Below are 23,284 nucleotides of genomic sequence, written 5' to 3' on the forward strand. Positions count from 1 at the left end.
CGACCCTGATGCGTCCGCAACCCTCGTCGTCCACCCGATGGAAGCGGGCCGTGAGCGTTACGCGGCGAGCAGTTGGATCCGCAAGCGGTCGATCTGCTCCTGCGCCGAAACCATCGCCTGTTCCACCGCCTGCGGCCCCATGCTGGTGCCCTCGGCGCGAACGATCTCCACCTTGGTGATGCCCCAAAAGCCGAGCACGCCGCGCAGGTAGGACTCCTGGTGGTCGACCATGGCCTCCAGCGGCGTGCCGGCATACATCCCGCCCCGCGAGGAGGCGATCACGACGCGCTTGCCCCCGGCCAGACCGACCGGACCTGTCTCGGTGTACTGGAAGGTGCGGCCCGCTTGGGAGAGGCGGTCGACCCAGGCTTTCAGTTGCGTGGGAAGGCTGAAGTTGTACATGGGCGCCCCGATCACGACGGTGTCAGCGGCCAGGAACTCTTCCAGCAGTTCCTCGGAGAGTGCGACCTGCGCCCGCTCCTCTTCGCTCAGGCCGGTGAGGTCGCCCGAGCGCATGGCCATCATCACGCGCCCGGTCAGGTGGGCGGGCGGCGCATCGGCCAGGTCGCGATAGGTGACCAGCCCCTCCGGATGGTTCTGCTGCAAAGCGTCGACAATGGCGGCGGTCAGCTTGCGCGAGGTCGAGACCTCACCGAGCACGCTGGAGTCGATGTGAAGAAGCGTCTTGGTCATTGGGGATCTCCGGGCTGACCCAAGGGGTCGTCGTTGCTGTCCCGGTGGATATACAGGCCGAACAATGTTGCCTTTAGTGGGCCTCAGTGAGCATGTGTGTTCCATTCATGGGACGATGATGCGACGGCTATGCAGGACCTCAATGACCTTTACCTCTTTGCCAAGGTGGTGGAGCACAGGGGCTTCTCGCCCGCAGGCCGGGCGCTCGGCATGCCCAAGTCCACCCTGAGCCGGCGCGTGTCCCTGCTGGAGGAGAGGCTAGGCGTGCGGCTCCTCCAGCGCTCGACGCGCCGCTTCACCGTCACGGAAGTCGGACAGGACTTCGTCCAGCACTGCCTGGCCATGGTGGCCGAAGCCGAGGCGGCCCAGGAGGCGGTCGAGCGCGTTCAGGCCGAGCCGCGGGGGCTTATTCGGGTGAGCTGCCCCATCCCACTCAGCCTGGCCACCGTGGCCCCCCTGGTAGCGCGGTTCCTCGCGCAGCATCCGGGTGTGCGCATCCACTATGAGGTGACGGGCCGGCGGGTGGACGTCATCGAGGAGGGCTTTGACGTGGCAATCCGGGTCCGTCCGCCACCCCTGGAGAACTCGGATCTGGTCATGAAAGTATTGGGTGAGAGTGTCTCAGTGCTGGTCGGAAGCCCTGTGCTGCTCAACCGGCTGGGTCGCCCCCAGTCGCCCTCTGACCTTTCGCGCTTTGAGAGCCTTGGCATGATCCTGACCGTCGGCGAGCACGCCTGGCGGCTGACTGGGCCGGATGGGACGGTGCAGGACGTGCCCCACCAGCCGCGCCTGACCACCGATGACATGGAAACCTTGCGCCAAGCCGCGCTGGAGGGTGTCGGCATCGTGCAGTTGCCGGACTACATCGTCGCGCACGACATCGCCGACGGAGGGCTGGAGGTGCTGCTGCCCAACTGGTCGGCCGCGAGAGGCATTACTCATGCCGTGTTTCCGTCCCGGCGTGGCCTCCTGCCCGCCGTGCGCCACTTCATCGACTTTCTGGCGGCCGAGATGCGGGATACCTGATGAACTGCTCCCGCTTGCCTCTCACAGGCTTGCCTGCGTGGAGCGTCTTAGGCCTGCAATCACCCAACCAAGTACCCCTAATGACAGCAGCCGTGAGCTGGGATGTCAGGAATACGAACGAGGCTGTTGAAAAAGGCTCTGTGTCGGCGAGGTGCGCCGTGATTCACTATTCCTGACGTGGTGTGGTGACGGGGCACTGCCATGATGGGACAACAGGTCGAGCAGGCGGCATTGTTCTATGAGTTCCGCCTTGAGGAGCGAGTGCCTGAAGGCCATCTGCTCCGTCGGGTCGACGCCATCCTCGACCTCAGCTTCGTGCGCGAGCACATGGCGCCTCACTACAGCACCATAGGCCGGCCATCGGTCTGTCCCGAGCTGATGGTTCGCATGCTGCTTGTGGGCTACCTTTACGGTCTCCGGTCCGAGCGGCGCCTCTGCGAGGAGGTGGATCTCAACCTGGCCTACCGCTGGTTTTGCCGCCTCGGGCTGGAAGGTCGGGTGCCGGACCACTCCACCTTCACCAAGGCCCGGCACGGGCGCTTCCGCGACAGCGGCCTGTTGCGGGAAGTGTTCGAGCGGCTGGTTGAGCAGTGCCTCCGGGCCGGGCTCGCCTCGGTCGAGCACGTCGCGGTGGATGGCTCTCATGTGCTGGCCTCGGCCGATCCCTATCGGCGCGTCGCCCGTAGGGACGAGCTGCCCCGAGAAGCTGCATCCCGGGCGGTGCGGGAGTACTGGGAAGGCTTGGACGAGACGGCTCCTGACCTAGAGGGCGTCGAGCGCACCGCCCCAAAGCACGTGTCGATGACCGACCCCGCCGCGGCCTGGAGCATCAAGCACGGCCCAGGCCGCTTCGCCTACGGGCTCAACGCGGTGGTTGACACCGCCTCAGGCATCATCCTGGATGTGGAGGCCGCGCCCGCCCGGCTGGGCGACGAGCCCAAGGCGTCGCGGATCATGGTCGAGCGGCTGCGCAAGCGGCACGGCCTCGCGCCGCGGGTTCTGACGGCCGACAAGGCCTACGGCTCGGGGCCCCATCTCGCGTGGCTCCGGGACAGGGGCATTGAGGCCCACATCCGGGTGATCGAGCACCTGGAGCGCCATGAGCGCCGCCGGCAAACGGCGGGCCAGCTGCCTCGCAGCGCCTTCACCTACGACGCGGTCTTCGACAGCACCATCTGCCCGCAAGGTGCCCGGCTCGCGGCCACGAAGGGCGACGGCTCGATTGTTCAGTATGTCTCGAGCGTGAAGGACTGCCGGCCCTGTCCGATCAGGGCCGGCTGCACGTCCGGCCTGCGTCGGAAAGTGAACCGTTCGCGATACGAGGACGTGCGCCAGGAGGTGCTGGCTCGCGAGGCAACCCCAACCTTCCAGGCCTCCTTGCGCCTGCGCCGCCGGATCGAGCGCCTGTTCGCCTGCATCAAGCACAATGACGGGCTGCACAGACTGCGACTGCGTGGCCTGCGCGGTGCCGGCGAGCAGTTCCTGCTGGCCGCCACGGCGCGCAACCTCAAGCACATGGCCATGGCGCTCACGAGGGCTGAACCGATAAGCGGCTGATCCGGCCCAGACGGGCCACCGCCCGTCAGAAGACCTCGCACGGCAGGCGCGTCATTCCACGAAGACCCAGACATCTATGGCCGAGATAGCCGCCCTTGGGCCATGCAGCCGACTTCTTCAACAGCCTCGTTCGTATGTTTGACACCAAAGGACATCGAGCTGTTCTGCTGGTATCCGACTCGCTTCCAGCCACGTGAGGCGGTGCCTAGTTCTTTCGTCCGCCTTCCTTGCGAGAGAGAGGGCCGGCCTTCTAAGCGCCGCACAGGAGGTTCGGCTTCAACAGACAGTGCGGAGGTCGTGGGTTTTGCTGGTAGCACGGCTCGGAGAGGCTAGGTTGGTGCGCCATGCGCTTCCCCCTCCTTCTTCTCCTCGCGCTCGACTCTCCCGCCCTGGCGCAGACGGGAGCGCTGTCGGGTTTGTCCTTGGTGGAGCCGGTCGCGGCCGCCCCGGCCGTGCGCCCCAGACGCGGCCGGCGGAGGAGCAGCGCTGTACGGCCGACGGACGGGTCTGTATCCGCGAGGCGAGCTACGCCGAGGACGTGTGCCGCGTGATCGAGGAGGCAGCCGAGGCCGAGGAGCTCGACGCGGTCTTCTTTGCGCGGCTTCTATGGCGCGAGAGCCTGTTCGACGCCTCGGCCGTGAGCCATGCAGGCGCGCAGGGGATCGCGCAGTTCATGCCGGGGACGGCGCGGCTTCGGGGCCTTCAGGACCCCTTCAACCCGGCAGAGGCGATCCTGGCCTCGGCCGACTACCTCAAGAATCTCGAGCGGGAGTTCGGCAACCTCGGCATGGCCGCGGTGGCCTACAACGCGGGCGAGCAGCGCGCGGCGCGGTTCCTGGCGGGCGAGACGGGTATTCCGCGTGAGACGCGGGCCTATGTGGCGGCGATCACGGGCCATTCGGGCGAGAAATGGCGTAAGGCCGTCCGCGACGACAGCCCCGCTCTCGCCCTCGACCTGGCGCTCGACCCCAGCGCTCCCTTCCGCGAGGCCTGCCTCCAGAAGGCCGTCGTACGCGACTTTCCTTCCTTCGCGCCCGCGGCCGAGCCCGAGCCGGAGTTGCTGCCCTGGGGCGTGATCCTGGCCGCGCAGGGGTCCCGAGAGACGGCGGAGCGGCAGGTAGCGAGCCTCGCCGGGCTTATCCCGGGGGAGCGTATCGACCATGTGCGGATGCGCGTGCCGGGCTCGGCGCAAAGGCGGCACGTGGCGCAGGTGGGCCGCGAGACGCGGGAAGCGGCGGAAGCGCTGTGCGGGCAGATCAGGGCCGGCGGGGCCGCGTGCATCGTGCTGCGGAACTGAGCCGGTCAGATCGTTTGAGGAGATCTTGCCGGTCCGCTCGGTGCCCCGAGCTGTGCGGAAAGGTGCCTTTGGTCCGCTCTGCCGAGCACTGCAACCCCAATGGGTCATCGAGCACAAAGGTGGTGCCTGACGTACCCTCGCCAGTTCCGTTCAGCAGACAGGCGTCTGCTGGCATAGGGTAGGCCAACGAGGATCGGAGCAGCGAAGGGTGGATTGCAGCGGGATCGGCCGGGTCCTCCGGTCCAAGTGGCTCGGCCATGATGTGATGTCTCAACATGGGTGGGATGGTGTAAGCTTCTCGGGCACCAGTCAGGGCGCAAAGGAACGACGATGAGCACTCTCGTCTGTGAGGGGCACCTCCTCGTCACCTTGGTCATCCGCGGACCCCGCTCCGCGATGCGCCCTGGCTCAGGTGACCATGCCTGGTTCAAGGAGCAGCAGCGATGAGTGTCTCAGCCACTTCTGATCTGACGGGGCCTGTTTACTTCTTCGGCGACAGCGACCGACAGCGGCAACCTGTTCGCCGCAGCGCAAGGGCTCGTCACCGAACAGGCTCTCCTGGCCTATGTTGGCGCGGGCGGCCGGATCAGTGATGGGCCGACTTGCGCCGAGTACGTGGACGACCTTCTCGGCCGTCCTGAAGGCGGCAACTATGCCTTCGCCGGGGCCGAGGCGGCGGGCAGCCAGCGGCTGGGGGACTTCATCGACGAGTTCAGCGGCGGAGGCGCGCTTCTGGTACTAGAGACCGACACCCGGCTCGACTTCGACATCGACCTGGGCGCTCAGATCGATCGCTTTGCGACTGACACTGCAGGTGCCTCACTCGGGGATGCCACAGGCTTCATCCTGATTGGCGCCAACGACTATCTGAATGTCCTAGGCGGCGCCAATCCGGCGGTCGTTGTGGCCCGCGCCGTGGGAGCCACGCTGTTTGGAGCAGTCGAGCTCCTTGGGACCGGGCTCGGTGAGGTCGTGATCTCCACATTGCCCGTGCCTCTCTTCTTCCCCTACTTGAGCCGTCTGAGCCCGGAGCAGCAGGGGCAAGCCGGCGCCGTCTATGAGGCCTACACCGCCGCCCTGACACAAGGGGTCGAGGCGCTGCAGGCCCTGGGCCAGGATGTCCGCCTCCTCGACCTGCGGCCAATCTCGGAAGCCCTTGCCGACGACCCGTCCGGCTTTGGGTTGATTGCCCCCTACGATCTAACCATCAAGGGAGGCGACCCAGACCAGTTGGCTCCGTACGACCAAGATCAGGTGGCCTTCTGGAACCCGCTGCACCCCTCGGCCGCCACACACGGGATCCTCGGAGCCTACACGGCCTTTGCTTTGGAGCATGACCCCATAGGCCTGACCGCGGGGTTGGACAGGGTGGCCACGGGGAGCGGAACCGATCTCGTCTTGGGGCTAGGGGGGCACGACGTGATCCGCCTTGGGGCGGGTGATGACCTCGGCTTCGGAGGAAGCGGCAAGGACATGATCCGGGCGGGCGAGGGCAACGACCTCGTCTCGGGTGGGTCTCAGACCGACCTCCTGGAGGGTCAGAGTGGCCGTGACGTCCTGGACGGGGACGAGGGCTCGGACCGGCTTGTGGGCGGACGTGGGAATGATGTCCTCATCGAAGGGCTGGGCAGCGATCGATGCTACGGCGGACGGGGGGCGGACCAATTCCTCTTCACGCAGGCCGAACTCATCGGCGGGACCACGGGCCATGACAACGACGTCTTCGTTGGGGGCAGGGGTGTCGACACGCTCTGGCTCGCACTCAGCGCGGCCAAGGTGGAGGCGCTCGGGGATGCTCTAGCCGGACCTGATCCACAGGAGGCCCTTGGGGACCTGGGGATCGAAATCCGGGGCATTGAGGACATCAGGGTGGTCACAGGTCGGGCCGGGTTTGACACGCTGTCCGAGGAAGCGTGGTTCCATCACCCCGACCTTTGGGGACTGGTTTAAGGACGAGACGGAGAACACTTCCAGGCGACCCACAGGCACAGAGAACCTGCTGTCCGGCTAAGCTGGGCCAACCAGTGGATGGTCGATGTCATGAGACGGCCATTCTGTCCCCTTGGGGTCTGAACCCGCTTACGCTGCACTCGACAGGGGCAGAACAAGCCTACTCAGACGCGCAAAGCTGTCCGACGTTGCTGCTCTGCTGGGGTATACCCTATCTGACGGACATTCGCCCGACCTGTGGCTCTTGCCTAGACCTGCCGCTTGCTGCGCTAGGTTTGCCGAAGTCAGATGAGGTCCTGCCTGGCGATCACGAGCCATACGGACCTCTTCGATCCATTGGTTGGAGCTAGCAATGAAGTCTTGTCGGGTCGGTGTTGTAGCGGCTGTCGCGTTTTCCCTCCCCATGGCGGCTTGGTCGCAGGAAGCCGACGACGCGAACGCATCCAGCGCTCCGCTGGCCGAAGCGCCCCGGGTCGACGCGGTCGATGAGGCGGGCGTGGCCGAGGTCATCCTGAACGAGATCAACACCGACGCTTATCCCGAGGTCCGGCTCTTCGTGACCGTGCTGCGGGATGGCGAGCCGGTCGACGGCCTTGTGGCCTCGGACTTCCGGGTTCGCGAGGACGAGGTCGACCAAACCCCTCTCACGGTCGAGGCGCAGCTGCCTCCTTTGTCCGTGGTGTTGGCCATCGACACCTCTGGCTCGATGGCTCCGGCCATCGCGGACGCGAAGGCAGCCGCGCGGGATTTTCTGAACACCTTGACGCCTCAGGACAACGCCCAGCTCCTCGGCTTTGCGCGTGAGATCACCGAGTACACCGGCATGTCGACCGACCGTGCCGCCCTGTCGACGTCCATCGACGCACTGAGCGCACGCGGCGACACCGCACTTTACGATGCATTGGCGCGCTCGGTTGAGCTCGTGGACGAGGAGCAGGGGCGCAAGGCGATCGTTCTTCTCAGCGACGGCGTCGACGATGATGGCGCAGGCAGCCCCCTTTCGGAGGCGACCGCAGACAGCGTCCTGTCCGATGCAGCGGCCGTCAATGTGCCGATCTTTGTTGTGGGTCTGGGCGATGAGCTCGACGTCGAGGGGCTCACCCGCATTGCCTCAGCCTCCGGTGGGCGCTTCTTGACGGCCGCCGATGCCAGTGAGCTAGGCGAGGTTTATGCCATCATCGGCAGTCAACTCAGCGGCCAGTATGCCGTGACCTACACCTCGTCCTTGCCTGCCGATGGCACCCTGCGCCGCATCGACCTTGAGGCAGCCGGCCAGCAGACGAGCAAGTCCTACACGCCCGATGCCGATGCGGCCACGGCTGCAGCCGCCGCTGCGCCTTCAACCGGCTGCGCTGTCGCCGATCTGTTCACGAGCTATCTTCCGGACTATGCCGAACTGACCGCCTTGGAGGCCGAAGGCCTCCTCACCTCTTCGGTGGTCTATGGCCAAACCGAGGCGATCAAGGACGAGCTCCTGGCGGCCGTTGAGGCTGCGCCAGTCTCCCTCGACTGCACAACCCGGATCTACGAGGTGGTGACCCAAGCCCGTGAGGCTGAGACGGCCGAATCCACGGCAACCGATCAGATCCTTCGCGCGGTCATCGCCAAAGCGAATGCAGAATGCGTCCAGAACGGCGCCGACCCAGACGGGTTCAGGGCGTGCTTCATGTCAACTCTGCCACTCGAAGACTTCTACCGGACCTTGGCTCAGAAGGACCTCGTCGAGCCCTTCGCCGTCGCGATCGGGCAAAGCATGGATCGGCGCGAAGCTCTGACCTATCTTCGCGACGCCATTGCGTCCGGCCTGCCGATCACCAGTCAGACACAGAACCAGATCTTGGAAGTTCTCATGCAAGAGTGAGACGTGACCAGTCCGCCAAGCCCATGTCCGCGGATCGAAGAGGCCCTCCCGAGAGGTAGAAGGAACCCCGGGATGCTATCGGCCTACAACGTTCTTTTGCGGGTCGGCCAGGGTAACGGTCCGACCTTCTAAGGTCTGCAGTCCGTTCAGCGCCCCGTCGATGGGCAGAGCGTCTGGGCTTCCCCGGCCAGGAACTCGCGCACGCGAACGACGTCGCCAAGCCCTTCTACTAGCATGATCTGTAGCACGGATGCGCTTCCGAGGGCCGGACAAGGCCGGCGCAGGTAGGACAGACAGCAGTCACCGTCAGGTAGAACGAGGAGCAAAGAGCGTCCGACGCCCATGGGTCCGCTCAGGCGCGCTTTTCGTGCCGGCTCGTTCTCTGGCGGTTCACTGAAAAGCTTCAGCGCTTCGGGGCCTGCAAGCGCCCATGTTCCACCAACTCTAGGAAGGCCCGCCGCATGGCCTGCAACTGTGCCGGTGAGATCGGCTGGTCGAGAACAGGGTCGCGGGCGCTCCTCAAATGCGAGGGAAACTGGTCTGAGAAGAGTAAGGCGGGTCGGAAGGCGTCGACCACGTTGATCCGTCGTTGGAGCCATGGGCTCAGACCTCTGCCTCTCGCGGTGAGTCAGCCAGCCTCGCCCGTCAACTGGATGATGGCCCCCTTCGATCGTTGTTCCCAACGTTTTTGCGGCGGTCTTGGTGAGGACCGTACCGTTTCATGCGACCATCTGCTTGTTTGGACAGGCGCGGCGGTGATCCGGGCGTGGACGGCGATGAGGCTGGCCGGGTTCCAGCTCCTGCGTGGCCAACCTTCAGGCACCGGCGTGGGGCAAGATACCGCCCTAGCCGGCGCCTGTCTTAAGACGACGGCAAAACAGGGTCAGTTGCAGGTGACTTGGCTGCCGACCTGCTGGCAGATAGTTCCGTCGCTGTGGAAGGTCTGGTTGCCGATCCGTTGGGTGCTGGTTCCGTCGCTATAGAAGGTCTGGTTGCCGACCCGCTGTGAACTCAGTCCGTCAGACCCGAACGTCATGCTGCCGAACTGCTGCTCGACTCTTCCGTCGCTGTAAAAGGTCTGGTTGCCGAACTGCTGCGCCCTCAGGCCGTTGTCGCAGACCATCTGGTTGCCGGTGAACTGGCAGGTCTGGGCGAAAGCCGCCATGGCGACCAGCAGGAGGACACCCACAACGGGCAAGAGCCTCTGCAACATGGGGGCTTGCCTCCTTGGTGAACGTCCAGCCGTTCAGAGGGTACCTGACCAGGAAGGGCGAGAATGTGGCGTCCTCCCCTTTCTGATCAGGCTTCCTGACCCAGCTACACCAGCACCTGCTGCACTTGAAGGGTCGACTACGATCCTCCCTGTACCGTAGGCACTGCTGACCCATTCAAGGCATCTGCGCTGGCACGAAAGAACGCCCCGAAGCCCTGAGAGGCTGGACGCTGTCAGTGATCAGGATTCGACAGCAAGCGGCCGAGCTATTGCAGGCTAAACGTCAGCCTGGGTGCCGCCTCCGGAGCAGCGGCTAACGACAGGCGCGCCGCGGATGTGCGGCAATCTTGTAAGATCCACAGATTTCTCAACCAAAGCGGATCAGTGGATTGCTTCGTGTTTGTGTGTATCTTAGCCCTGAAACGGGACTGTTTGGCATTCGGTATCCACCCCACATCACGTCGTGACCTCATGCCTACGACGCGCATTACGGTTAGAAGAAGAATAGAGCGGCAGGCCGATGCCCGGACGTCGCTTTGTGGGCGAGGGATGCAGAGCGGCCTGCTGGTCTTCGGAACCTGGCCTCAGGCGTTGATGCTGTCCTTGAGCGCCTTGGCGACGGTGACCTTGACCACCCGATCGGCCTCCTTCTTGATCTGCTCGCCCGTCGAAGGATTGCGCGCCATGCGCTCGGGCCGCTCGCGGAGGAAGATCTTGCCGACGCCGGGCAGCGTCACCGCGCCGCCTTCGGAGACGGTCTGGGTGATGATGCCGGTCAGCGCATCGAGCATGGCGCCGGCAGCCTTCTTGTCGCCCCCAGTCGCATCGGCGAGGGCGGCGACGAGTTGCGCCTTGGTCATCTGGTTGGCCATGGTGGTCTCTCCCGGTAGTTGGGGTCCGAAGGGGGTCAGGGCTCCCATACTGCAACGCTTCTCGGGCGACCTGTCCAGAGGACGTCCCTGCAGTGCTGAGAAAGCGCCCAGTCATGAACAGGACCTGTAGCACCGGCGCGTCAGTCGAGTCCGACCGGCCACAGGCCAAGACAGGGCCCGCGATGGCCGCGCCCTGCACTCGCCGGCTCACACCAGTCTGCGCGCTGGTCTGGGGCGGATCGGGCGGACCCGCACCACCGGGCGGGGCAATCGGCTCAGCGTGTGCGTTAGGGGATTGGCCAGTGGATGATCTGGGCCGAGTCAATTACCCCTTACCAAAGCAGGCGAAACGCTGTCTCCCAGTGCTGGTACGGTGATCGTCTCAGTCACGGGCGGCTATAGAGACACTTTGGCGATTAGAGCAGCTCACTCCTGCCCTGCGAGCGAAGCGATGCACTCCTGACTTGAGTCTCCCGCTCAGAACCGAGCATCGAAAACCTCGGCGGGCACGGCGGAGAGAAGACGGCACTCCACCGACCAGTCTTGGATCTGTTGCAGAGCGTCGTTGGCTTTGATCGTGCCGGGACGCACCCGAAGTGCAGCAGCCATGTCGGCCCGCACGGAGGCTGCAGCCTCCTCACAGGCGATCAGCGACGGAGCCATCAGGCCTGACACGGGCAAGCCCCAAAGAAGCACAAGAAGGGCGGCTGCGTCCATGCTGGCGCTCCACTTCGGTGAGAGGCCCCACATTGGGCGAGAATCCCCGAAGAAGTCCTGAACGCTGAACGCCGGCCACAAAACGAGGCTTATCGCGGCAACCCCGTGGCTCCGGGCTGGATCGTTAGGGGATCCTTCAGCATGTCTCCCCTGTCCTGTCCCAACTTGGCCCGGGGAGGCGTCATGGAGATCGAAGACTGGATCGCAGCGGCCATCGCGGATCTGAGGCCGAAGGGGATGAGCCTGAGCTAGGCCAAGGCAGGGGACTTGGTGAATGATCCCCTTTCGGCGCTCCCAAAGCCCGGCCCTGGCGGCTGGGGTGTGCAGTTGGACTTGCGGTCATTTCCGGTGCTGCGGTTCCCCCCTGGTCTGCAACGGGCGGCGAACCTCGATCCCGTGCGCCTCATCCAGGGCTGAGAGACATCTGGGCGGCAAGAGGACGGCGGCGTGCTGCTGCGGTGATGCAGGGCTGCGGACGCCCTGCATGCTCTGCTCTGCGGTCACACCGCCTGAGCACGACGTCCTATACGGCGCGCTTGCGTGTGCTCGAGAGCCGTGAGCGTGGCGACAGCCAGCGCCTGTCCCAGCAGGAACGCCCATCCCAAGGCATTCGGTTGAACAAGGCCGGCCAGCGGCAGCGACACGCTGAGGAGGACCCAAGCCAGGTTGCCGGTGACAATGAGCGGCACAGCCCAGGCCCGGATCTCGGAGCGTGAGGCCACCATCAGGATGAACACTCCGATCGGTAGCAGGACAACACCGGCGGCGCGGACGAACGCCGACGGCAGGTCCGTGAACCCGGCGATCGCCGGAGCGACGCTGGCGAGCCCGAGGCCCATTGCCAAGCATGCGACGGCATCGAGAACGAGGATGGTCGAAAGAGTGGGGAGCGATCGGCTGGACATGGCAGGTCTCCTTGGTTGTGCAGCCCCTTGCGGGCCGCCACGACCCCAAGGTGGAGCGAACGCAAAGGCGAGACGATTACCTTGCAGGTCGTTGAGGCACGAGGCCCGCCGGTGCAGTCTCAGGCTCATGACAACAGCCCTACACCATTCCAGCTTCGGCGCGCTTCTCCAGTCCTGGCGGCACCGTCGGCGGTTTAGCCAGCTCGATCTGGCCACGGCGGCCGGTGTCTCCCAGCGCCATCTGAGCTTCGTGGAAACGGGTCGGGCCTCCCCGAGCCGGGACATGGTGCTCCATTTGGCCGATCATCTTGGCGTTCCGGCCCGCGAGCGCAACGCGCTCCTGCTCGCGGCCGGTTTCGCGCCTGTGCTGAAGGAACGCGGTCACGACCACCCGGATCTCGCGCCCGCGCGGCGCGCGGTTGATGCGATCCTGAGGGGCCATGAACCCTATCCGGCGCTCGCCGTTGACCGGCACTGGACAATGGTTGCAACCAACACGGCCGTGGCGCCCTTGCTGGCCGGCGTGGCCCCCTCGCTCCTGGCGCCTGCGGCGAATGTCCTGCGGATCAGTCTTCACCCCGATGGCTTGGGGTCTCGCATCCGCAACTGGCGCGATTGGCGTGCCCATGTCCTCGCGCGCGTCACCAAGCAGGTCGAGAGCATGCCGGACCCGGTCCTGCTGGCGCTCCTGGAGGAACTGCGGAGCTACCCGGCGCCCACGGGTGCTCGCCCACCCACGCCCACGGCCGACCTTTATGGTGGGTTCGCCGTCCTGCTGGAGCTTCAGACGGAGCAGAAGCGCCCGCTTCGGCTCATCTCGACCACGACGGTGTTCGGAACCGCGCTGGACGTGGGTCTGTCCGAACTCGCCATCGAGTCGTTCTTCCCCGCCGACGCCGAGACGGCACAGGCTCTGATTGAGGTGTCGAAGAGCCGCTGAGGGCAGCCACTCCCGTGTAGGTTCCTGTATCCTGTCCGAAGGACGTACCTTCAGGGATACGGGTCGCTGCTGGACTTTCCATTCACGCCTGAGGCTCGCCGCCTCATGGGCTCGCGTCGGTCTTGGACACGACGGCGGTCCTGTCTACCCCGTCTGCCGCTCCCATGACCTGGGCCCCTGCCTCCTTCGGCGTGCCGTGGCCATCAAGAGTCGTTTGCGTCCTGACTGAGTTAGCCCATCAGCTACAAAGGCTCAAATGAGACAGAACCCTAGGCTAAAACCGCCAAGGTTTTGGGAGGCTATGTCCGTGATCCTGGGCGATGCACGGGGGTCAACGAGTAAGCAGAACTTGGACGGCCAGCGTGGCGCACTGGAGAAAGCTGCGCTGAACAGAGCTGTTGTTGGGCGTTGGTTAACCTTGGTCGTGCTTCGCTTTGGTGAACGCGGGGTTGACGGGTGGATCATGAACCTGTGCCAGTGGAGCGAAGGCCTGATCAGGAACTTGGCCGCGCAGGATGCGGAGCGCGGCTCGCACTGTTGGACTCATGTGGAGGAGCGCTTGGCCGAGATGCGCCGTGACACGCAGGCCAAGTTCTATGCTGCTCTGCCGCAGCCTAGCCTGACCCCGTCGGCACAGGTCCTGGCCTTCCCGGCTCAGACCCCGCAAGTTGGCGGTTGTGCTGTTGGACAAAGGGATGCCACGACTCCTCGCTAGTTTGGGGCACGACGGTTTGCGTCTGGTTAAGGTCTCCGGGTTCGGCGCCTTTGCTGCTGGCCAGTGGTCCAGGCTCGCTTATACCCTGGGCCATCCTTCCTGGGCGGCGGCTGCAGTGTAGGCTTTGGCCCTGGTGTTGGGCACAACCGGCTTCATCATCGAGGATCGCCGGACAATTAGGACCTCGGACAGCCAGGCGGCCCGGCTGACGTCCTGTCAGGGGCAGGCGGGGCAGGGACCCTGACGTCTCCCCCCAAGCGGGATGTGTGTCGCAGACTGTGTCTTCGGCGCAAGGGGCTAAGGTGCCCGGAGTAAGGTGTAGCATTGTGTACACCTAAACGGCTGGGCCGACCCTTAGACCGCATGGGACAGCCCCGGGAGCAGGAACATTGGGGCGAACGCGCCCCCGGGGCCGGCAGGCTGCCCTCCGGAGTGGAAAGCGACCTGATGCGAAAGGGATCAGGGGGCGGTCTGGCAGCCGGACGATGCCACCGCCCACTCGGCCGCGATGCCAAGCGGAGAGGGGTGTGTTCCTTGCCGCAGCACCTCGAGCCGGAGCGCGAACTCGGCGTCACGAGCTTCGAAGGACTGGGCCAAGTCCTCGATCTCGGCCCGGAGCGTCTCGGGGGTGCGGTCATCGGCCATCGCCTGCTGGATCGTGCGGGCCATGCGGGCGTGCAGGGAGGTCAACTCGTAAAGCCGCTCTACCGTGGCCAAGTCAAGGAAGCGACTGGCTGCCCGCGTGCGCGCCTGGTCGAACGCCGCTTGTGTGCCGTGAAGCGTGTCGATCAGATCGGCATAAGTCGAGTTCATGGACGGGCCTCCGCATTGCTGGCGCAGGCTCGGTCGGACCTGGGGCGGAACCGTGGCCGAGATTGGCTGTCCTTGTGGCGCAAGGCCACAACTTGGCGCAAGATGGATCGCTGGTCATCAGATCTTCATCTGGGTCGCCTAGTCGCCACCATCATGACGGGGGCCGCAGGAGCAGGCAGCCCCCAAGCCACATCCGAACCACCACAGGCCACGAGCCCAAGAGCCCCCGAGCATGTCCCTCGACACCCGCCCGCTGAGTTCCGCCCCCTCAACCCCCCTTGGAGCAGGCCCGATCTCCGCGCTCATGTCTCCGGAGGCGCTGCGTTACGCGGTCGTGGGCTGCGCCTGCCCGGCGTGTCTGCGCGAAGCGGCCTGGCAGCTCGTGGGAACCGTACGGGCCGGCTGAGGCAGGCCATGGGTCAACCGAGGCGTAGTGAGGATGGGATCCATGCCTTGGGTGGGCGGCACGCGCGTCGTTCATTGTTCTTTGGGGCGACTCGTGTAACCGTTCCTGTGTAGTCGCGCTTGGCGCGGGTTGGCGGTGACGAGTGGGGTGTGGCCGGGCAGGCAGCCAGTATGGCCGCCTGCTCACGCCACCGCCACCTGGAGCTCAGATCTCGCCTCTTGTTAGGCAAACGATTGTGGACTGCCTCCGGGCCCGGCCGCAAAGAGCAGCCACGATCTCCATCTGCCTCGCCCCTCGGTGTGTCGCAGGAGCGGTCTTCCTGCTGAAGGCCTCCAGACCGGTTGAGGTGCTCGTCCTTCGTTCCGCGTTTGGCTCGGTCTCGTCGTGCCAGTCCAAGCTCAATATCGGGCTGCCATCGAGTGAATTGGGGGTCACGGAACAGCACATCCCACTTGGTGGAATGCGTTATAAGCTTCTTCCAATCGATGCCGATCGGGCAAGCTTTCCACCTCTATTCGCGACGGCGGAAACTGCGTCTCGGCCTGCGAGCGGCGCCTCTTACCCCTGATCGGCGCTTGTTGTATCCTTTGGCCCTGCGTCCACCGTTGCAAGAGCCCAGGCGACCAGGCGCTCGTTGAAGGGTTTCTCCACCACAGCGCGAGCGCGTGTGGGCTGCGGCACCAAGCGCGCCTCTCCGGACACGATGATCGACGGGATCCCAAGCTGGGCCAGGGTGTCCACCAGCCCGAGACCGGTGCGGCCATCCGTGAGGGTGAGGTCGACCGTCACGAGATCGGGTCGGGTGATGGTGCATCGCGTCAAGCACTGAACTGCGCTGGCGACCGTTCCCATGACGACGTGCCCCAACTCTTCCAAGGTCCAAGCCAAGTCCATCGCGATGACCGGGTCGTCTTCGCAGATCAGGATGTTCATGAAGCTTTTTGCTTAATCGCCGCAGAGCCGACTCGAACGTAGGCCAGAGGTTGTAAGAAGAGCAACGAGAAGTTGATCCTAGGGGCGCTCGGGCGAGACCTTGGTTGGGACTGATGGCCCTTTCACATGCATGGCGGCGGACGATTCTGCGCCACATCTTGGGATGCTCTGGTCGCCGTGTACTGCCTTCGGCTAGTTACCTCGTTGTTGTCTGAAGCTGCACTGACTGATGCACTGAGCCACAAGCCCGAGCCTGAAAGACGAGGGTTCTGTCGCCCTTGGCAGTGGGCAAGGGCTTGGGCGAGCTGGGGTATGAGGTGGTGGAGGCCTCCTCGGCGGAGGCTCTGGGCGTGGTGCGGAACGGTTTGCCGCTTGAGTTCGTGATAACCGATCACCTCATGCCGGAAATGACCGTCTCCGACCTGGCCTGCACCGTACGGCAGCTGCGCCCCGGTGTTCCGGTCCTGACCATCTCGGGGTACGCCGAGAGCGAAGGCCTAGAGCCCGACTTGCCGCGGCTCAAGAAGCCCTTCCGCAAGGACGAACTCGTGGCGAGCCTCGCCGCCCTCGGGGATCGCGCCGTCTCCTGACCAGCTCTGTCATGTCCGGACGGCGGGCTGTTGGAAACGCCTATGAGCTTGCCTGATCGGTTGTAGGAAGGAAGCGGTACACCGAGGAGCGCGCACTGCCGAGCCGTTTTGCGATGGCCGAGGGGCTGAGCTTCTCCTTGTGCAGGCGGCGAACCTCGTCCGGGTCGATCTTGGGCTTTCGCCCCCTGTAGACGTCGCGCGCCTTCGCGGCTGCGATCCCCTCCATCTGCCGCTCGCGACGCAGGTTGGTCTCGAACTCGGCAAAGACGCACAGCATGTCGAGGAAGGTTTTGCTGGCGGCGGTGGAAGTGTCGACGGGCTGCTCGGTAGCCTTGAGCGTCACATCCTTGCTCTTCAGCTTAAGCACGAGGTTCTGCAGGTCCTTGAGCGAGCGCGCCAACCGGTTAATGCGGGTGATGACCAGGCTGTCGCCGGAACGGAGGGACTGCACGAGCAGGTCGATCTCCGACCGGCCTTCGCGCTGGGTGCCGGTTTTCTTTGGCCTACCCCCTGAAGAGTGGTCCTTCCTGAAGTAGGCTTTCGAGCCGGATGGAGGACGAGAGAATGCCCCAGAAGAAGCACAAGCCGGAGGAGATCGTGGCCAAGCTCTGGCCGGTCGACGTGCTGGTGTCGCAGGGCCAGTGGGTGGCCGAGGCGATCCGCTCGATCGGCGTGACGCCGTTCACGTACTACTGCTGGCGCAAGGAGTTCGGCGGGCTGAAGACCGACCAGGTGAAGCGGCTGAAGGAGCTCGAGAAGGAGAACGAGCGCCTGCGGAAAGCCGTGTCGGACCTCACGCTGGAGAAGCTGATCCTCCGGGGTGAGGCCCATCGGCCGAACGCCTCGGGAAACTACTTCTCTATTCGGGGCTCATGGGTCAACTCCGTTAAGCGAGCCTTGGGCTCGGCGCGTGGTTGGTCCTGCGGAGCTCTCGCTTCTCTCCGGGGTCAGCCGCTTGGGCTGCCCCATGATGGGATCATAGGGAGTGGGCGGAGCCATCTGAGCCGCGCGATCAGCTGACACTGTTGCTCGAGTTTCCCCGGTCTCACCCGCTCCCGTCGTCCCCGCAGGGACCTCCTCCACGCCGGAGGAGCTCGAGGGCTTGGTCTATTGCTGCCCTTCCGACATCATACCGTCTGGGCTGCGGACCAGCGGAAGTCAGTGCCGTCCCGCCACATGCGATGGAGCACGATGGCCAGCTTGCGGGCGACCGCCACCACGGCCTTCTGCATGCCCCGGCGCTTGGCCACGCCCATGCCCCAGGCCTTGAGCGTGCTCCACCGACCATGGGGGCTGGTGAGAAGCACGAGCGCGGCCTCGTAAAGGGCGGCTCGCATCATGGCGTCGCCGCATCGGGAGACCCGTCCCACGCGGGTGGTCTCTCCCGACTGGTAGAGCCGTGGCGTGAGCCCATAGTGCGCGCCCACGCAACTCGATCGGCTGAAGCGGGCGGGGTTGTCGACACAGGCGCGATAGGTGAGCGCCACGATCGGGCCCACGCCGGGAGCCGTCATGAGCCGCCGGCAGACAGGATCTTCGCGCACGGTGTCGAGGAGCATCTTGTGGAGCTTGCCCAGCTGCTCCCTCAAGGCTTCACGCGCGACTAGGAGCGGGATCACCACGGCCGCCACGCCTGGCAGGTCGTCAACAAGCCCTCGCACGCGCGCGTCAAAGCCCGCGGCCCCTATAAGGCCGACCTTCAGGCCGAAGTTGCGCAGCTGGCCTCGGAGGTCGTTCTCGATGTCGTAGACCTTGCGCTGGAGGAGCTTGCGCGAGGTCAGCAGAAGGCGGCGCTGCTGGATCGCGGGCGTCTTCACATGCACGGGCTTGAACAGTCCCACCCGCATCATCTGGCAATGCCTTGCGCGTCGTTGCGGTCGGTCTCGTTGATCCGCGCCGACAAGGCCGCGTGCATGTGACGGGTCTCGACGCAGATGGCCGGAAGTTCGGCCTCGACCAGGCCCGCGTAAAGCCACGGCGAGAGCGGACCCGCCTCCAGGCCGATCCGAGCGAAGACAAGCCCAAGGCCGAGCAGGTGCTCGCGGATCACCTTGGGATCGCTCTCGACAGAGGCGCGGTGAACGACCCGGCCCTGCGGATCGAGGATGCAGATGGACGTCTCCTTTACGGAGACATCGAGGCCGACAAAGTGCTGCTGGGACATGGGACGGCTCCAGGTTGGGTTCGGGCCGCCAGTATGCCGCCATTGCCGCAGCGGAACGCGCCCCGAATACCCCATCTAAGCCCCGCCCGCCGTCGCTGCCTCGAGCATGTCAGGCAGACGTTCCAGATCCCGGAGCGCTTCGCCTGTCGCGTTCTGGGGCAGCATCGCTCGACACGAGCCGCAAGGCGCCGCGTGGGCGTGCCGACGAGGAGGCGCTGACCGCCGGCATTGTCGCGCTCGCTTCCCAGTACGGCCGCTGCGGCACCCGGCGCATCACCGCGCTCCTTCGGGAGGCCGGCTGGGCGGTGAACGTGAAGCGCGTCGAGCGGATCTGGCGGGGGGACTGAGGAGGATCAGGAAAGGCCCCAGTGGGGCGTATCCCCGACGAAGCGGAAGGTCCCGCGACGCAACCCAAGACGGGCCGGCTTTGGCTCGATGACGGGTCGTGCATCCGTCTGCCACTCGAGCGCCCGAACCACGTCTTCACCTCACGACTTCGTCGAGGCCCGACCCCACGACGGAAGGACGTTCCGTATGCTCAACCTCATCGACGAGTTCAGGCGCGAGGGCCTGGCCATCCGGGTCAACCGGAAGCTCAACTCGACAGACGTCATCGACACCCTCACGGACCAGGTCATTCTGCGCGGCGGGCCTGGCCACATCCGGTCCGACAACGGCCCCGAGTTCATAGCCCAAGCCGTCCGGACCTGGATCGCCGCGGTCGGGGCCGAGACCGCCTTCATCGAGCCCGGCAGCCCCTGGGAGAACGGCTTCTGCGAAAGCTTCAACTCCAAGCTTCGCGACGAGCTCTTGGACGAGCTCCCAGATGGCGAGGCGTTCTACAGCCTCGCCGAGGCCAAGGTCCTCATCGAAGGCTGGCGGCGGCACTCCAACACCAAGCGCCCCCACTCAGCTCTGGGCTACCGCCCGCCCGCCCCGGAGGTCGTCCAATGGCCAGCTTCGCCGCCCGGAGCCGCTTCGCCAGCCACCCCAGCCTTGGCGACCAAGCCCATCATGCATTAAGAGTGAGCCCGGACCACCCAGTGGGGGCAGGCCAAGTCGCTTCAATTATGATGAGGGCACAGATTGCAGAGGAGTTCCCGGTTTTCTGTGCCGGGAGGTTTCGATCAGGAGACCTCATGGTGGAGCCCGTGATGACTCTCCAGCCAACCGTCGTTCCAGGCATCAAAGAAGTCCGACCCTGCCGGCAGGGGTTGTCCGTTTGGCTCAGGGCTAGGCGACGGCGCGGCTAGGTTCAGTCTCGCAAGCGGACTCGAAAAGGTCGGGCCAGATGCCAGCGTGATTCAAGAACTCCATGGCCCATGTCTCCGCGTGAGGTCCTGGGCGGCCTTGTTGGACCGCAAGCGCCGTGAGCTTACCGACCAGTTGATCGTAAGCGCGCTCGGGAATGAAGTGCTCGATTGTCACTCTGCTCGTCCTGCCTTGGCTGCCCATGGCCGTTGTGCTCGGCCTACTTGGTGAAGCGCTGAGGACGACTGATGGGTTCCTGGTTGACGTGGCGCCGTGGTTCTATGGCCGTCACGCAAGAGGCTGCGAGGTCACAATGCCGCGCGAGAAGCCTTGGCCTTGACACACTCGTGGCGCTGGCTTGCGGACTTCTGCGCACGGCGGTGTGCCGTGCGCTCTTCCGGGATCATGTTGTTGCGCCTTGGGTAGCTGCGGCCGCTCGCGCCATGAGCCTCACAGGGTCGTATTTGGCGCCCCGATGCAAGCGCTGGCGAGGCCTTCGGCCCTACCGAGCTTATGCTGCAACAGCTCATCATCGTGGTTCTTGGTGAAGTTGGACTGGCTCTTCAGCAGCGCCGGCCGTCCGAAGTAGTAGCCCTGCACGAGCTCCACACCGATCTCACGCAAGGCTTGCACCTCCGCAGGCCGTTCCACGCCTTCGGCCACCGGGACAGCGCCGATACGTGCGGCAAGGCCAGCCAAGGTCGCCACGACCTGGAAGCGCCCGTGATCCGCGTCCAGGCTGCTCACGAGGGAGCGGTCGATCTTGATCTGGTCGGGGCGCAGCCGGGTGACATGCAGAAGGCTTGCAAAGCCCGCGCCGACATCGTCGACTGCAACCCGCACGCCGCTCGCCCGAAGGGGCCGCAACGCCTCAACCAAGGCGGGGTAGTCGGCCACGCTCGCGTGCTCGGTCAGCTCCAGAACGATACGGGAACGCGACGCTTCGGGCAGGATCCGGTCCCACTCGCCCGCCAAAAGCGCCTTGGGTGAAAGGTTGAGACTTAGCGAGTGGCCCTGTGCCAAAGGGTGGTACTGCTCGACAGCCCGCTGAACCGCTGCCTCTTCAAGCGAAACTCCGAGGCCGACCTCGTGGGCGGCCTCAATGAAGGCGGCGATGTCGCTCTCGCCCTCCACACGCAAAAGCGCCTCGTGCCCGACAACCACATCCGAGGTCAGGGCCATGACAGGCTGGAAGTGGATCTGGAAATCGTGGGCGTCAAGGATCTGCTGAACACGAGCATGCCTGTCCATCAAAGCCTGCTCACGACGCTCGACGTCGTCGATGTCGAGGGCCAAGACCTCGGCGCACAGTCTGAAGACCGTCAGGTCGCGTTCATTCAGGCTGTGGTCCCCCTGCCGCCGAAACGCGCAGACGGTGCCGAAAACGCGCCCTTGTGACAGACGGATGGGCACACTGAGGTGAGCGCCGACCGGGATTGCTCGGGTGGCTGCAAAGTCTGCGGCCGCTTGGAGTTGCTGCGCATCTTGGATCAACTCGGGCAAGCGGCCTTCAGCGACCGCGAGGCAGTAGGACTCGGAAGCGCGAGCGCTCGCGCCGGGAGAGATGCCCAGACATTCGAGACCCGGGTGGACGTCGGTGACTTCGAAGTGCCGCCACCCGTTCTCAAGCCGGGAGATGAAGGCCACCTCCATCCCGAAGAGTTCCCGAAGAGCGGAGGCGATGGAGTGCATCTTGCGTTGGAGCAGCTGCCGCGACGGGCCGGTCTTCAGGTTCAGGATCTCCGCGAGGCTCAGGGCCATGTGGTCGCCGCCAGATGAACTGCATGTTCAACTCAGGATTGCTCAGCACTCTGGTAGAGTCAACGGAACGTTGTGGGCACTGCTGACGAACAGACTGGCTGGCTCCCGATCACGGCTCCAGGGTCAATGGTAGTTCATTGGGGCATTTTCGGCTAGCGTCACGGCGGGCCAGGCTTGGGGCGTGGGGAGGAGTTGGACCTGTGGGGCGGGCGGAGTCCACCGCAGAGTCGAGTGCGGGCGCATGGTATTGTAGTGCCGGCGCCAGCCCTCGATGAGGATCTGGGCCTCCCGGAGCGAGTAGAAGATCTCTTCGGGGAGCCTCAGGTGGTCTTGCCAGTGATGTCTAGGGCATTGCAGTCACTGGTCCGCGATCCGCGCCGCCCCGGCAAAGGCCCAGATGACAAGCCCCAGACCCGCAACAGCGGCCAGCCCAATAGCCAGTGTGGTGGCTTGAGCGACAAAGCCCACAAAGGCAGGTCCCGCGATCAGGCCCACGTAGCCCAGCGACACCACGGCAGCCATGCCGCGGCCAGCGTGCTCAAGATCGGCCTTGCCGCCGGCGGCAAACAGCACCGGCGCCATGAGACCGACTGTCAGGCCGCAAAGGGCAAAGAACACGAGCGCCATAGGGGCGGACGGGCTTACGAGGGCCAGCGCGAGGCATAAGGCCGTAAGCCAAGCGGAGTGCCGCAGCACCCGTGCCGATCCCAGGCGCGTCCGCAGCACGTCCCCGCTCAGGCGCGACACCGCCATGCAGCCAAAGAACGCAGACACGAGAAGCGAGGTGAGACTGGCTTCTGCGGCGAAGGTCGTGCGCAGGTGGATCCCGGCCCAGTCCAAGACAGCCCCCTCGATCAGCAGAGCAATGAGGGCCAGAAGCCCCAAGCCCACCGTGGCGCGGTTGGGAACGGCCAGCGGCTTGTTCGTCGTGCCCCGGTCCACATCGGCCGGAAGCAGGAAGCGTCCCGCGACCAAGGCGAGACCCATGCAAAGAAGCGTGGACAAGGCCATGCGCTCAGGCTCGGAGATGCGCTCGATGAGGAGCGAGGCCACACCGGCGGCAAGGAGGCCCGCCACGCTGAAAAGCCCGTGGAAGCCCGAGAGCACTGCGCGGCCCATTCGCTTCTCGACTTCCATCCCGTGAGCGTTCATGGCGACATCAGTCATGCCGGCGAGGGCTCCAAAGGTGCTCAGGGCCGCCACGAAGGCCCAGTAGGTGGGCGCAAGCGCGAGGAGCGGCAGGCATGCTGAGGCGAGGGACGCCGTCCAGATCAGCACGCGCGCGCTGCCGAAGCGGTTGATCAGAACACCCACGGGGATCATCCCGACAATGCCGCCCCCGCCCATGCACAGCAGGGCCGCACCGAACCAGGCGGGGCTCACATCGAGCCGCTCCTTGGCCAGCGGGATGTGCGGAACCCAGGTCGCGATGAACACGCCGAAGACGAAGAAAAAGGCGGCCACGGCCCAGCGGGTCTGGTGAAGGGGCGTAACGAAGGGCGGGGTCAAGGCGACCAAGGCTGCGAACTCCGTGATCAGGATGGCGGTCCCATACATGGGGCACCTTCCTTTGTCAGGGGCGGAGGTCCTCGTGAGCGGCAGCCGGCGCTGGAAGTCCCG

Annotated in this window: 18 protein-coding genes and 5 pseudogenes; 10 read left to right on the top strand and 13 right to left on the bottom strand. The window is 65.2% G+C overall.

Annotation, left to right across the window (positions count from 1 at the left end; all coding sequences use genetic code 11):
• Positions 1–57: 57 nt before the first annotated feature.
• On the bottom strand, positions 58–693 hold the full coding sequence (locus tag FHG66_RS16020; protein ID WP_139078067.1) for an FMN-dependent NADH-azoreductase: 636 nt from the start codon (positions 691–693) through the stop codon (positions 58–60).
• Positions 694–822: 129 nt separating this feature from the next.
• Here FHG66_RS16020 and FHG66_RS16025 point away from each other — a divergent pair, with 129 nt between their 5' ends.
• From FHG66_RS16025 to FHG66_RS16045, 5 genes are all read left to right on the top strand, one after another.
• Entirely contained in the window at positions 823–1,719 is an 897-nt protein-coding gene (locus FHG66_RS16025; RefSeq protein ID WP_139078068.1) for a LysR substrate-binding domain-containing protein, read from the top strand.
• A gap of 201 nt (positions 1,720–1,920) precedes the next feature.
• The gene (locus FHG66_RS16030; protein WP_139078069.1) at positions 1,921–3,276 is read left to right on the top strand and encodes a transposase; all 1,356 of its coding nucleotides are present in this window, start codon (positions 1,921–1,923) and stop codon (positions 3,274–3,276) included.
• 547 nt (positions 3,277–3,823) lie between these two features.
• Complete coding sequence (locus FHG66_RS16035; RefSeq protein ID WP_139078070.1) at positions 3,824–4,573, top strand: lytic transglycosylase domain-containing protein; 750 nt, start codon at positions 3,824–3,826, stop codon at positions 4,571–4,573.
• A gap of 516 nt (positions 4,574–5,089) precedes the next feature.
• Positions 5,090–6,523, top strand: coding sequence for a hypothetical protein (locus FHG66_RS16040; RefSeq protein ID WP_342777493.1), 1,434 nt, complete (start codon positions 5,090–5,092; stop codon positions 6,521–6,523).
• Between the two features lie 352 nt (positions 6,524–6,875).
• Positions 6,876–8,384: a vWA domain-containing protein gene (locus tag FHG66_RS16045; RefSeq protein ID WP_139078072.1), complete on the top strand. Its 1,509-nt coding sequence runs from the start codon at positions 6,876–6,878 to the stop codon at positions 8,382–8,384.
• 883 nt (positions 8,385–9,267) lie between these two features.
• On the opposite strand, the gene FHG66_RS16050 is transcribed toward FHG66_RS16045, so the two are convergent.
• The 4 genes from FHG66_RS16050 to FHG66_RS16065 form a co-directional block, all read right to left on the bottom strand.
• Positions 9,268–9,597, bottom strand: a complete 330-nt coding sequence (locus FHG66_RS16050; protein ID WP_218013872.1) for a hypothetical protein — start codon at positions 9,595–9,597, stop codon at positions 9,268–9,270.
• A 584-nt stretch (positions 9,598–10,181) separates the two neighbouring features.
• Complete coding sequence (locus FHG66_RS16055) at positions 10,182–10,469, bottom strand: HU family DNA-binding protein (protein WP_139078073.1); 288 nt, start codon at positions 10,467–10,469, stop codon at positions 10,182–10,184.
• Positions 10,470–10,946: 477 nt separating this feature from the next.
• A complete protein-coding gene (locus tag FHG66_RS16060) occupies positions 10,947–11,186 on the bottom strand; it encodes a hypothetical protein (protein WP_139078074.1) in 240 nt (79 codons plus the stop codon).
• A gap of 500 nt (positions 11,187–11,686) precedes the next feature.
• The gene (locus FHG66_RS16065; RefSeq protein ID WP_139078075.1) at positions 11,687–12,091 is read right to left on the bottom strand and encodes a hypothetical protein; all 405 of its coding nucleotides are present in this window, start codon (positions 12,089–12,091) and stop codon (positions 11,687–11,689) included.
• A gap of 127 nt (positions 12,092–12,218) precedes the next feature.
• Between FHG66_RS16065 and FHG66_RS16070 the strand changes: the two genes are divergently transcribed.
• The gene (locus tag FHG66_RS16070; RefSeq protein WP_139078076.1) at positions 12,219–13,031 is read left to right on the top strand and encodes a helix-turn-helix domain-containing protein; all 813 of its coding nucleotides are present in this window, start codon (positions 12,219–12,221) and stop codon (positions 13,029–13,031) included.
• Positions 13,032–14,205: 1,174 nt separating this feature from the next.
• Here FHG66_RS16070 and FHG66_RS16075 read toward each other — a convergent pair.
• Together FHG66_RS16075 and FHG66_RS16080 are read right to left on the bottom strand one after the other, a co-directional pair.
• Positions 14,206–14,559 (bottom strand): hypothetical protein, encoded by a 354-nt coding sequence (locus tag FHG66_RS16075; protein WP_139078077.1) that lies wholly within the window; start codon positions 14,557–14,559, stop codon positions 14,206–14,208.
• Between the two features lie 964 nt (positions 14,560–15,523).
• Entirely contained in the window at positions 15,524–15,898 is a 375-nt protein-coding gene (locus FHG66_RS16080) for a response regulator (protein WP_139078078.1), read from the bottom strand.
• 113 nt (positions 15,899–16,011) lie between these two features.
• Between FHG66_RS16080 and FHG66_RS22975 the strand changes: the two genes are divergently transcribed.
• Both FHG66_RS22975 and FHG66_RS16085 read left to right on the top strand, forming a co-directional pair.
• Complete coding sequence (locus FHG66_RS22975) at positions 16,012–16,113, top strand: TilS substrate-binding domain-containing protein (protein WP_425471750.1); 102 nt, start codon at positions 16,012–16,014, stop codon at positions 16,111–16,113.
• A gap of 63 nt (positions 16,114–16,176) precedes the next feature.
• Complete coding sequence (locus FHG66_RS16085) at positions 16,177–16,488, top strand: response regulator (RefSeq protein WP_176556287.1); 312 nt, start codon at positions 16,177–16,179, stop codon at positions 16,486–16,488.
• Between the two features lie 40 nt (positions 16,489–16,528).
• Here the strand turns inward: FHG66_RS16085 and FHG66_RS22645 are convergent, their stop codons facing one another.
• Positions 16,529–16,714 carry a helix-turn-helix domain-containing protein gene (locus FHG66_RS22645; protein ID WP_281282952.1) on the bottom strand — a complete coding sequence of 62 codons (186 nt, stop codon included), beginning with the start codon at positions 16,712–16,714 and terminating at the stop codon, positions 16,529–16,531.
• Positions 16,691–16,972, bottom strand: a pseudogene (locus FHG66_RS22650) (recombinase family protein); the annotation flags it as partial. The gene FHG66_RS22645 and the pseudogene FHG66_RS22650, both read right to left, overlap by 24 nt.
• Before the next feature lie 80 nt (positions 16,973–17,052).
• On the opposite strand from FHG66_RS22650, the pseudogene FHG66_RS16095 reads away from it, so the two are divergent.
• Positions 17,053–17,323, top strand: a pseudogene (locus FHG66_RS16095) (transposase); the annotation flags it as partial.
• A 292-nt stretch (positions 17,324–17,615) separates the two neighbouring features.
• Here FHG66_RS16095 and FHG66_RS16100 read toward each other — a convergent pair.
• A pseudogene (locus FHG66_RS16100) lies at positions 17,616–18,652 on the bottom strand (IS110 family RNA-guided transposase).
• Positions 18,653–18,727: 75 nt separating this feature from the next.
• Here FHG66_RS16100 and FHG66_RS16105 point away from each other — a divergent pair.
• Positions 18,728–19,675 (top strand): annotated as a pseudogene (locus FHG66_RS16105) (IS3 family transposase); the annotation flags it as partial.
• A 678-nt stretch (positions 19,676–20,353) separates the two neighbouring features.
• Here the strand turns inward: FHG66_RS16105 and FHG66_RS16110 are convergent.
• From FHG66_RS16110 to FHG66_RS16120, 3 genes and pseudogenes are all read right to left on the bottom strand, one after another.
• Complete coding sequence (locus FHG66_RS16110; RefSeq protein ID WP_139078081.1) at positions 20,354–21,664, bottom strand: sensor domain-containing phosphodiesterase; 1,311 nt, start codon at positions 21,662–21,664, stop codon at positions 20,354–20,356.
• 123 nt (positions 21,665–21,787) lie between these two features.
• A pseudogene (locus FHG66_RS22375) lies at positions 21,788–21,973 on the bottom strand (integrase core domain-containing protein); the annotation flags it as partial.
• A gap of 48 nt (positions 21,974–22,021) precedes the next feature.
• On the bottom strand, positions 22,022–23,221 hold the full coding sequence (locus tag FHG66_RS16120) for an MFS transporter (protein WP_139078082.1): 1,200 nt from the start codon (positions 23,219–23,221) through the stop codon (positions 22,022–22,024).
• Between the last annotated feature and the right edge of the window lie 63 nt (positions 23,222–23,284).

It is taken from the genome of Rubellimicrobium rubrum (assembly GCF_006152115.1).
GTDB lineage: Bacteria > Pseudomonadota > Alphaproteobacteria > Rhodobacterales > Rhodobacteraceae > Rubellimicrobium > Rubellimicrobium rubrum.

Bases quoted from the DNA above. Each gene is read 5' to 3' on its own strand.
- FHG66_RS16080 (WP_139078078.1), bottom strand. From the start codon at position 15,898: ATGAACATCCTGATCTGCGAAGACGACCCGGTCATCGCGATGGACTTG.
- FHG66_RS16030 (WP_139078069.1), top strand. From the start codon at position 1,921: ATGATGGGACAACAGGTCGAGCAGGCGGCATTGTTCTATGAGTTCCGC.
- FHG66_RS16060 (WP_139078074.1), bottom strand. From the start codon at position 11,186: ATGGACGCAGCCGCCCTTCTTGTGCTTCTTTGGGGCTTGCCCGTGTCA.
- FHG66_RS16075 (WP_139078077.1), bottom strand. From the start codon at position 14,559: ATGAACTCGACTTATGCCGATCTGATCGACACGCTTCACGGCACACAA.
- FHG66_RS16020 (WP_139078067.1), bottom strand. From the start codon at position 693: ATGACCAAGACGCTTCTTCACATCGACTCCAGCGTGCTCGGTGAGGTC.
- FHG66_RS16050 (WP_218013872.1), bottom strand. From the start codon at position 9,597: ATGTTGCAGAGGCTCTTGCCCGTTGTGGGTGTCCTCCTGCTGGTCGCC.
- FHG66_RS16070 (WP_139078076.1), top strand. From the start codon at position 12,219: ATGACAACAGCCCTACACCATTCCAGCTTCGGCGCGCTTCTCCAGTCC.
- FHG66_RS16065 (WP_139078075.1), bottom strand. From the start codon at position 12,091: ATGTCCAGCCGATCGCTCCCCACTCTTTCGACCATCCTCGTTCTCGAT.
- FHG66_RS16110 (WP_139078081.1), bottom strand. From the start codon at position 21,664: ATGGCCCTGAGCCTCGCGGAGATCCTGAACCTGAAGACCGGCCCGTCG.
- FHG66_RS16045 (WP_139078072.1), top strand. From the start codon at position 6,876: ATGAAGTCTTGTCGGGTCGGTGTTGTAGCGGCTGTCGCGTTTTCCCTC.
- FHG66_RS22975 (WP_425471750.1), top strand. From the start codon at position 16,012: ATGGCCCTTTCACATGCATGGCGGCGGACGATTCTGCGCCACATCTTG.
- FHG66_RS16025 (WP_139078068.1), top strand. From the start codon at position 823: ATGCAGGACCTCAATGACCTTTACCTCTTTGCCAAGGTGGTGGAGCAC.
- FHG66_RS16055 (WP_139078073.1), bottom strand. From the start codon at position 10,469: ATGGCCAACCAGATGACCAAGGCGCAACTCGTCGCCGCCCTCGCCGAT.
- FHG66_RS22645 (WP_281282952.1), bottom strand. From the start codon at position 16,714: ATGGAGGGGATCGCAGCCGCGAAGGCGCGCGACGTCTACAGGGGGCGA.
- FHG66_RS16120 (WP_139078082.1), bottom strand. From the start codon at position 23,221: ATGTATGGGACCGCCATCCTGATCACGGAGTTCGCAGCCTTGGTCGCC.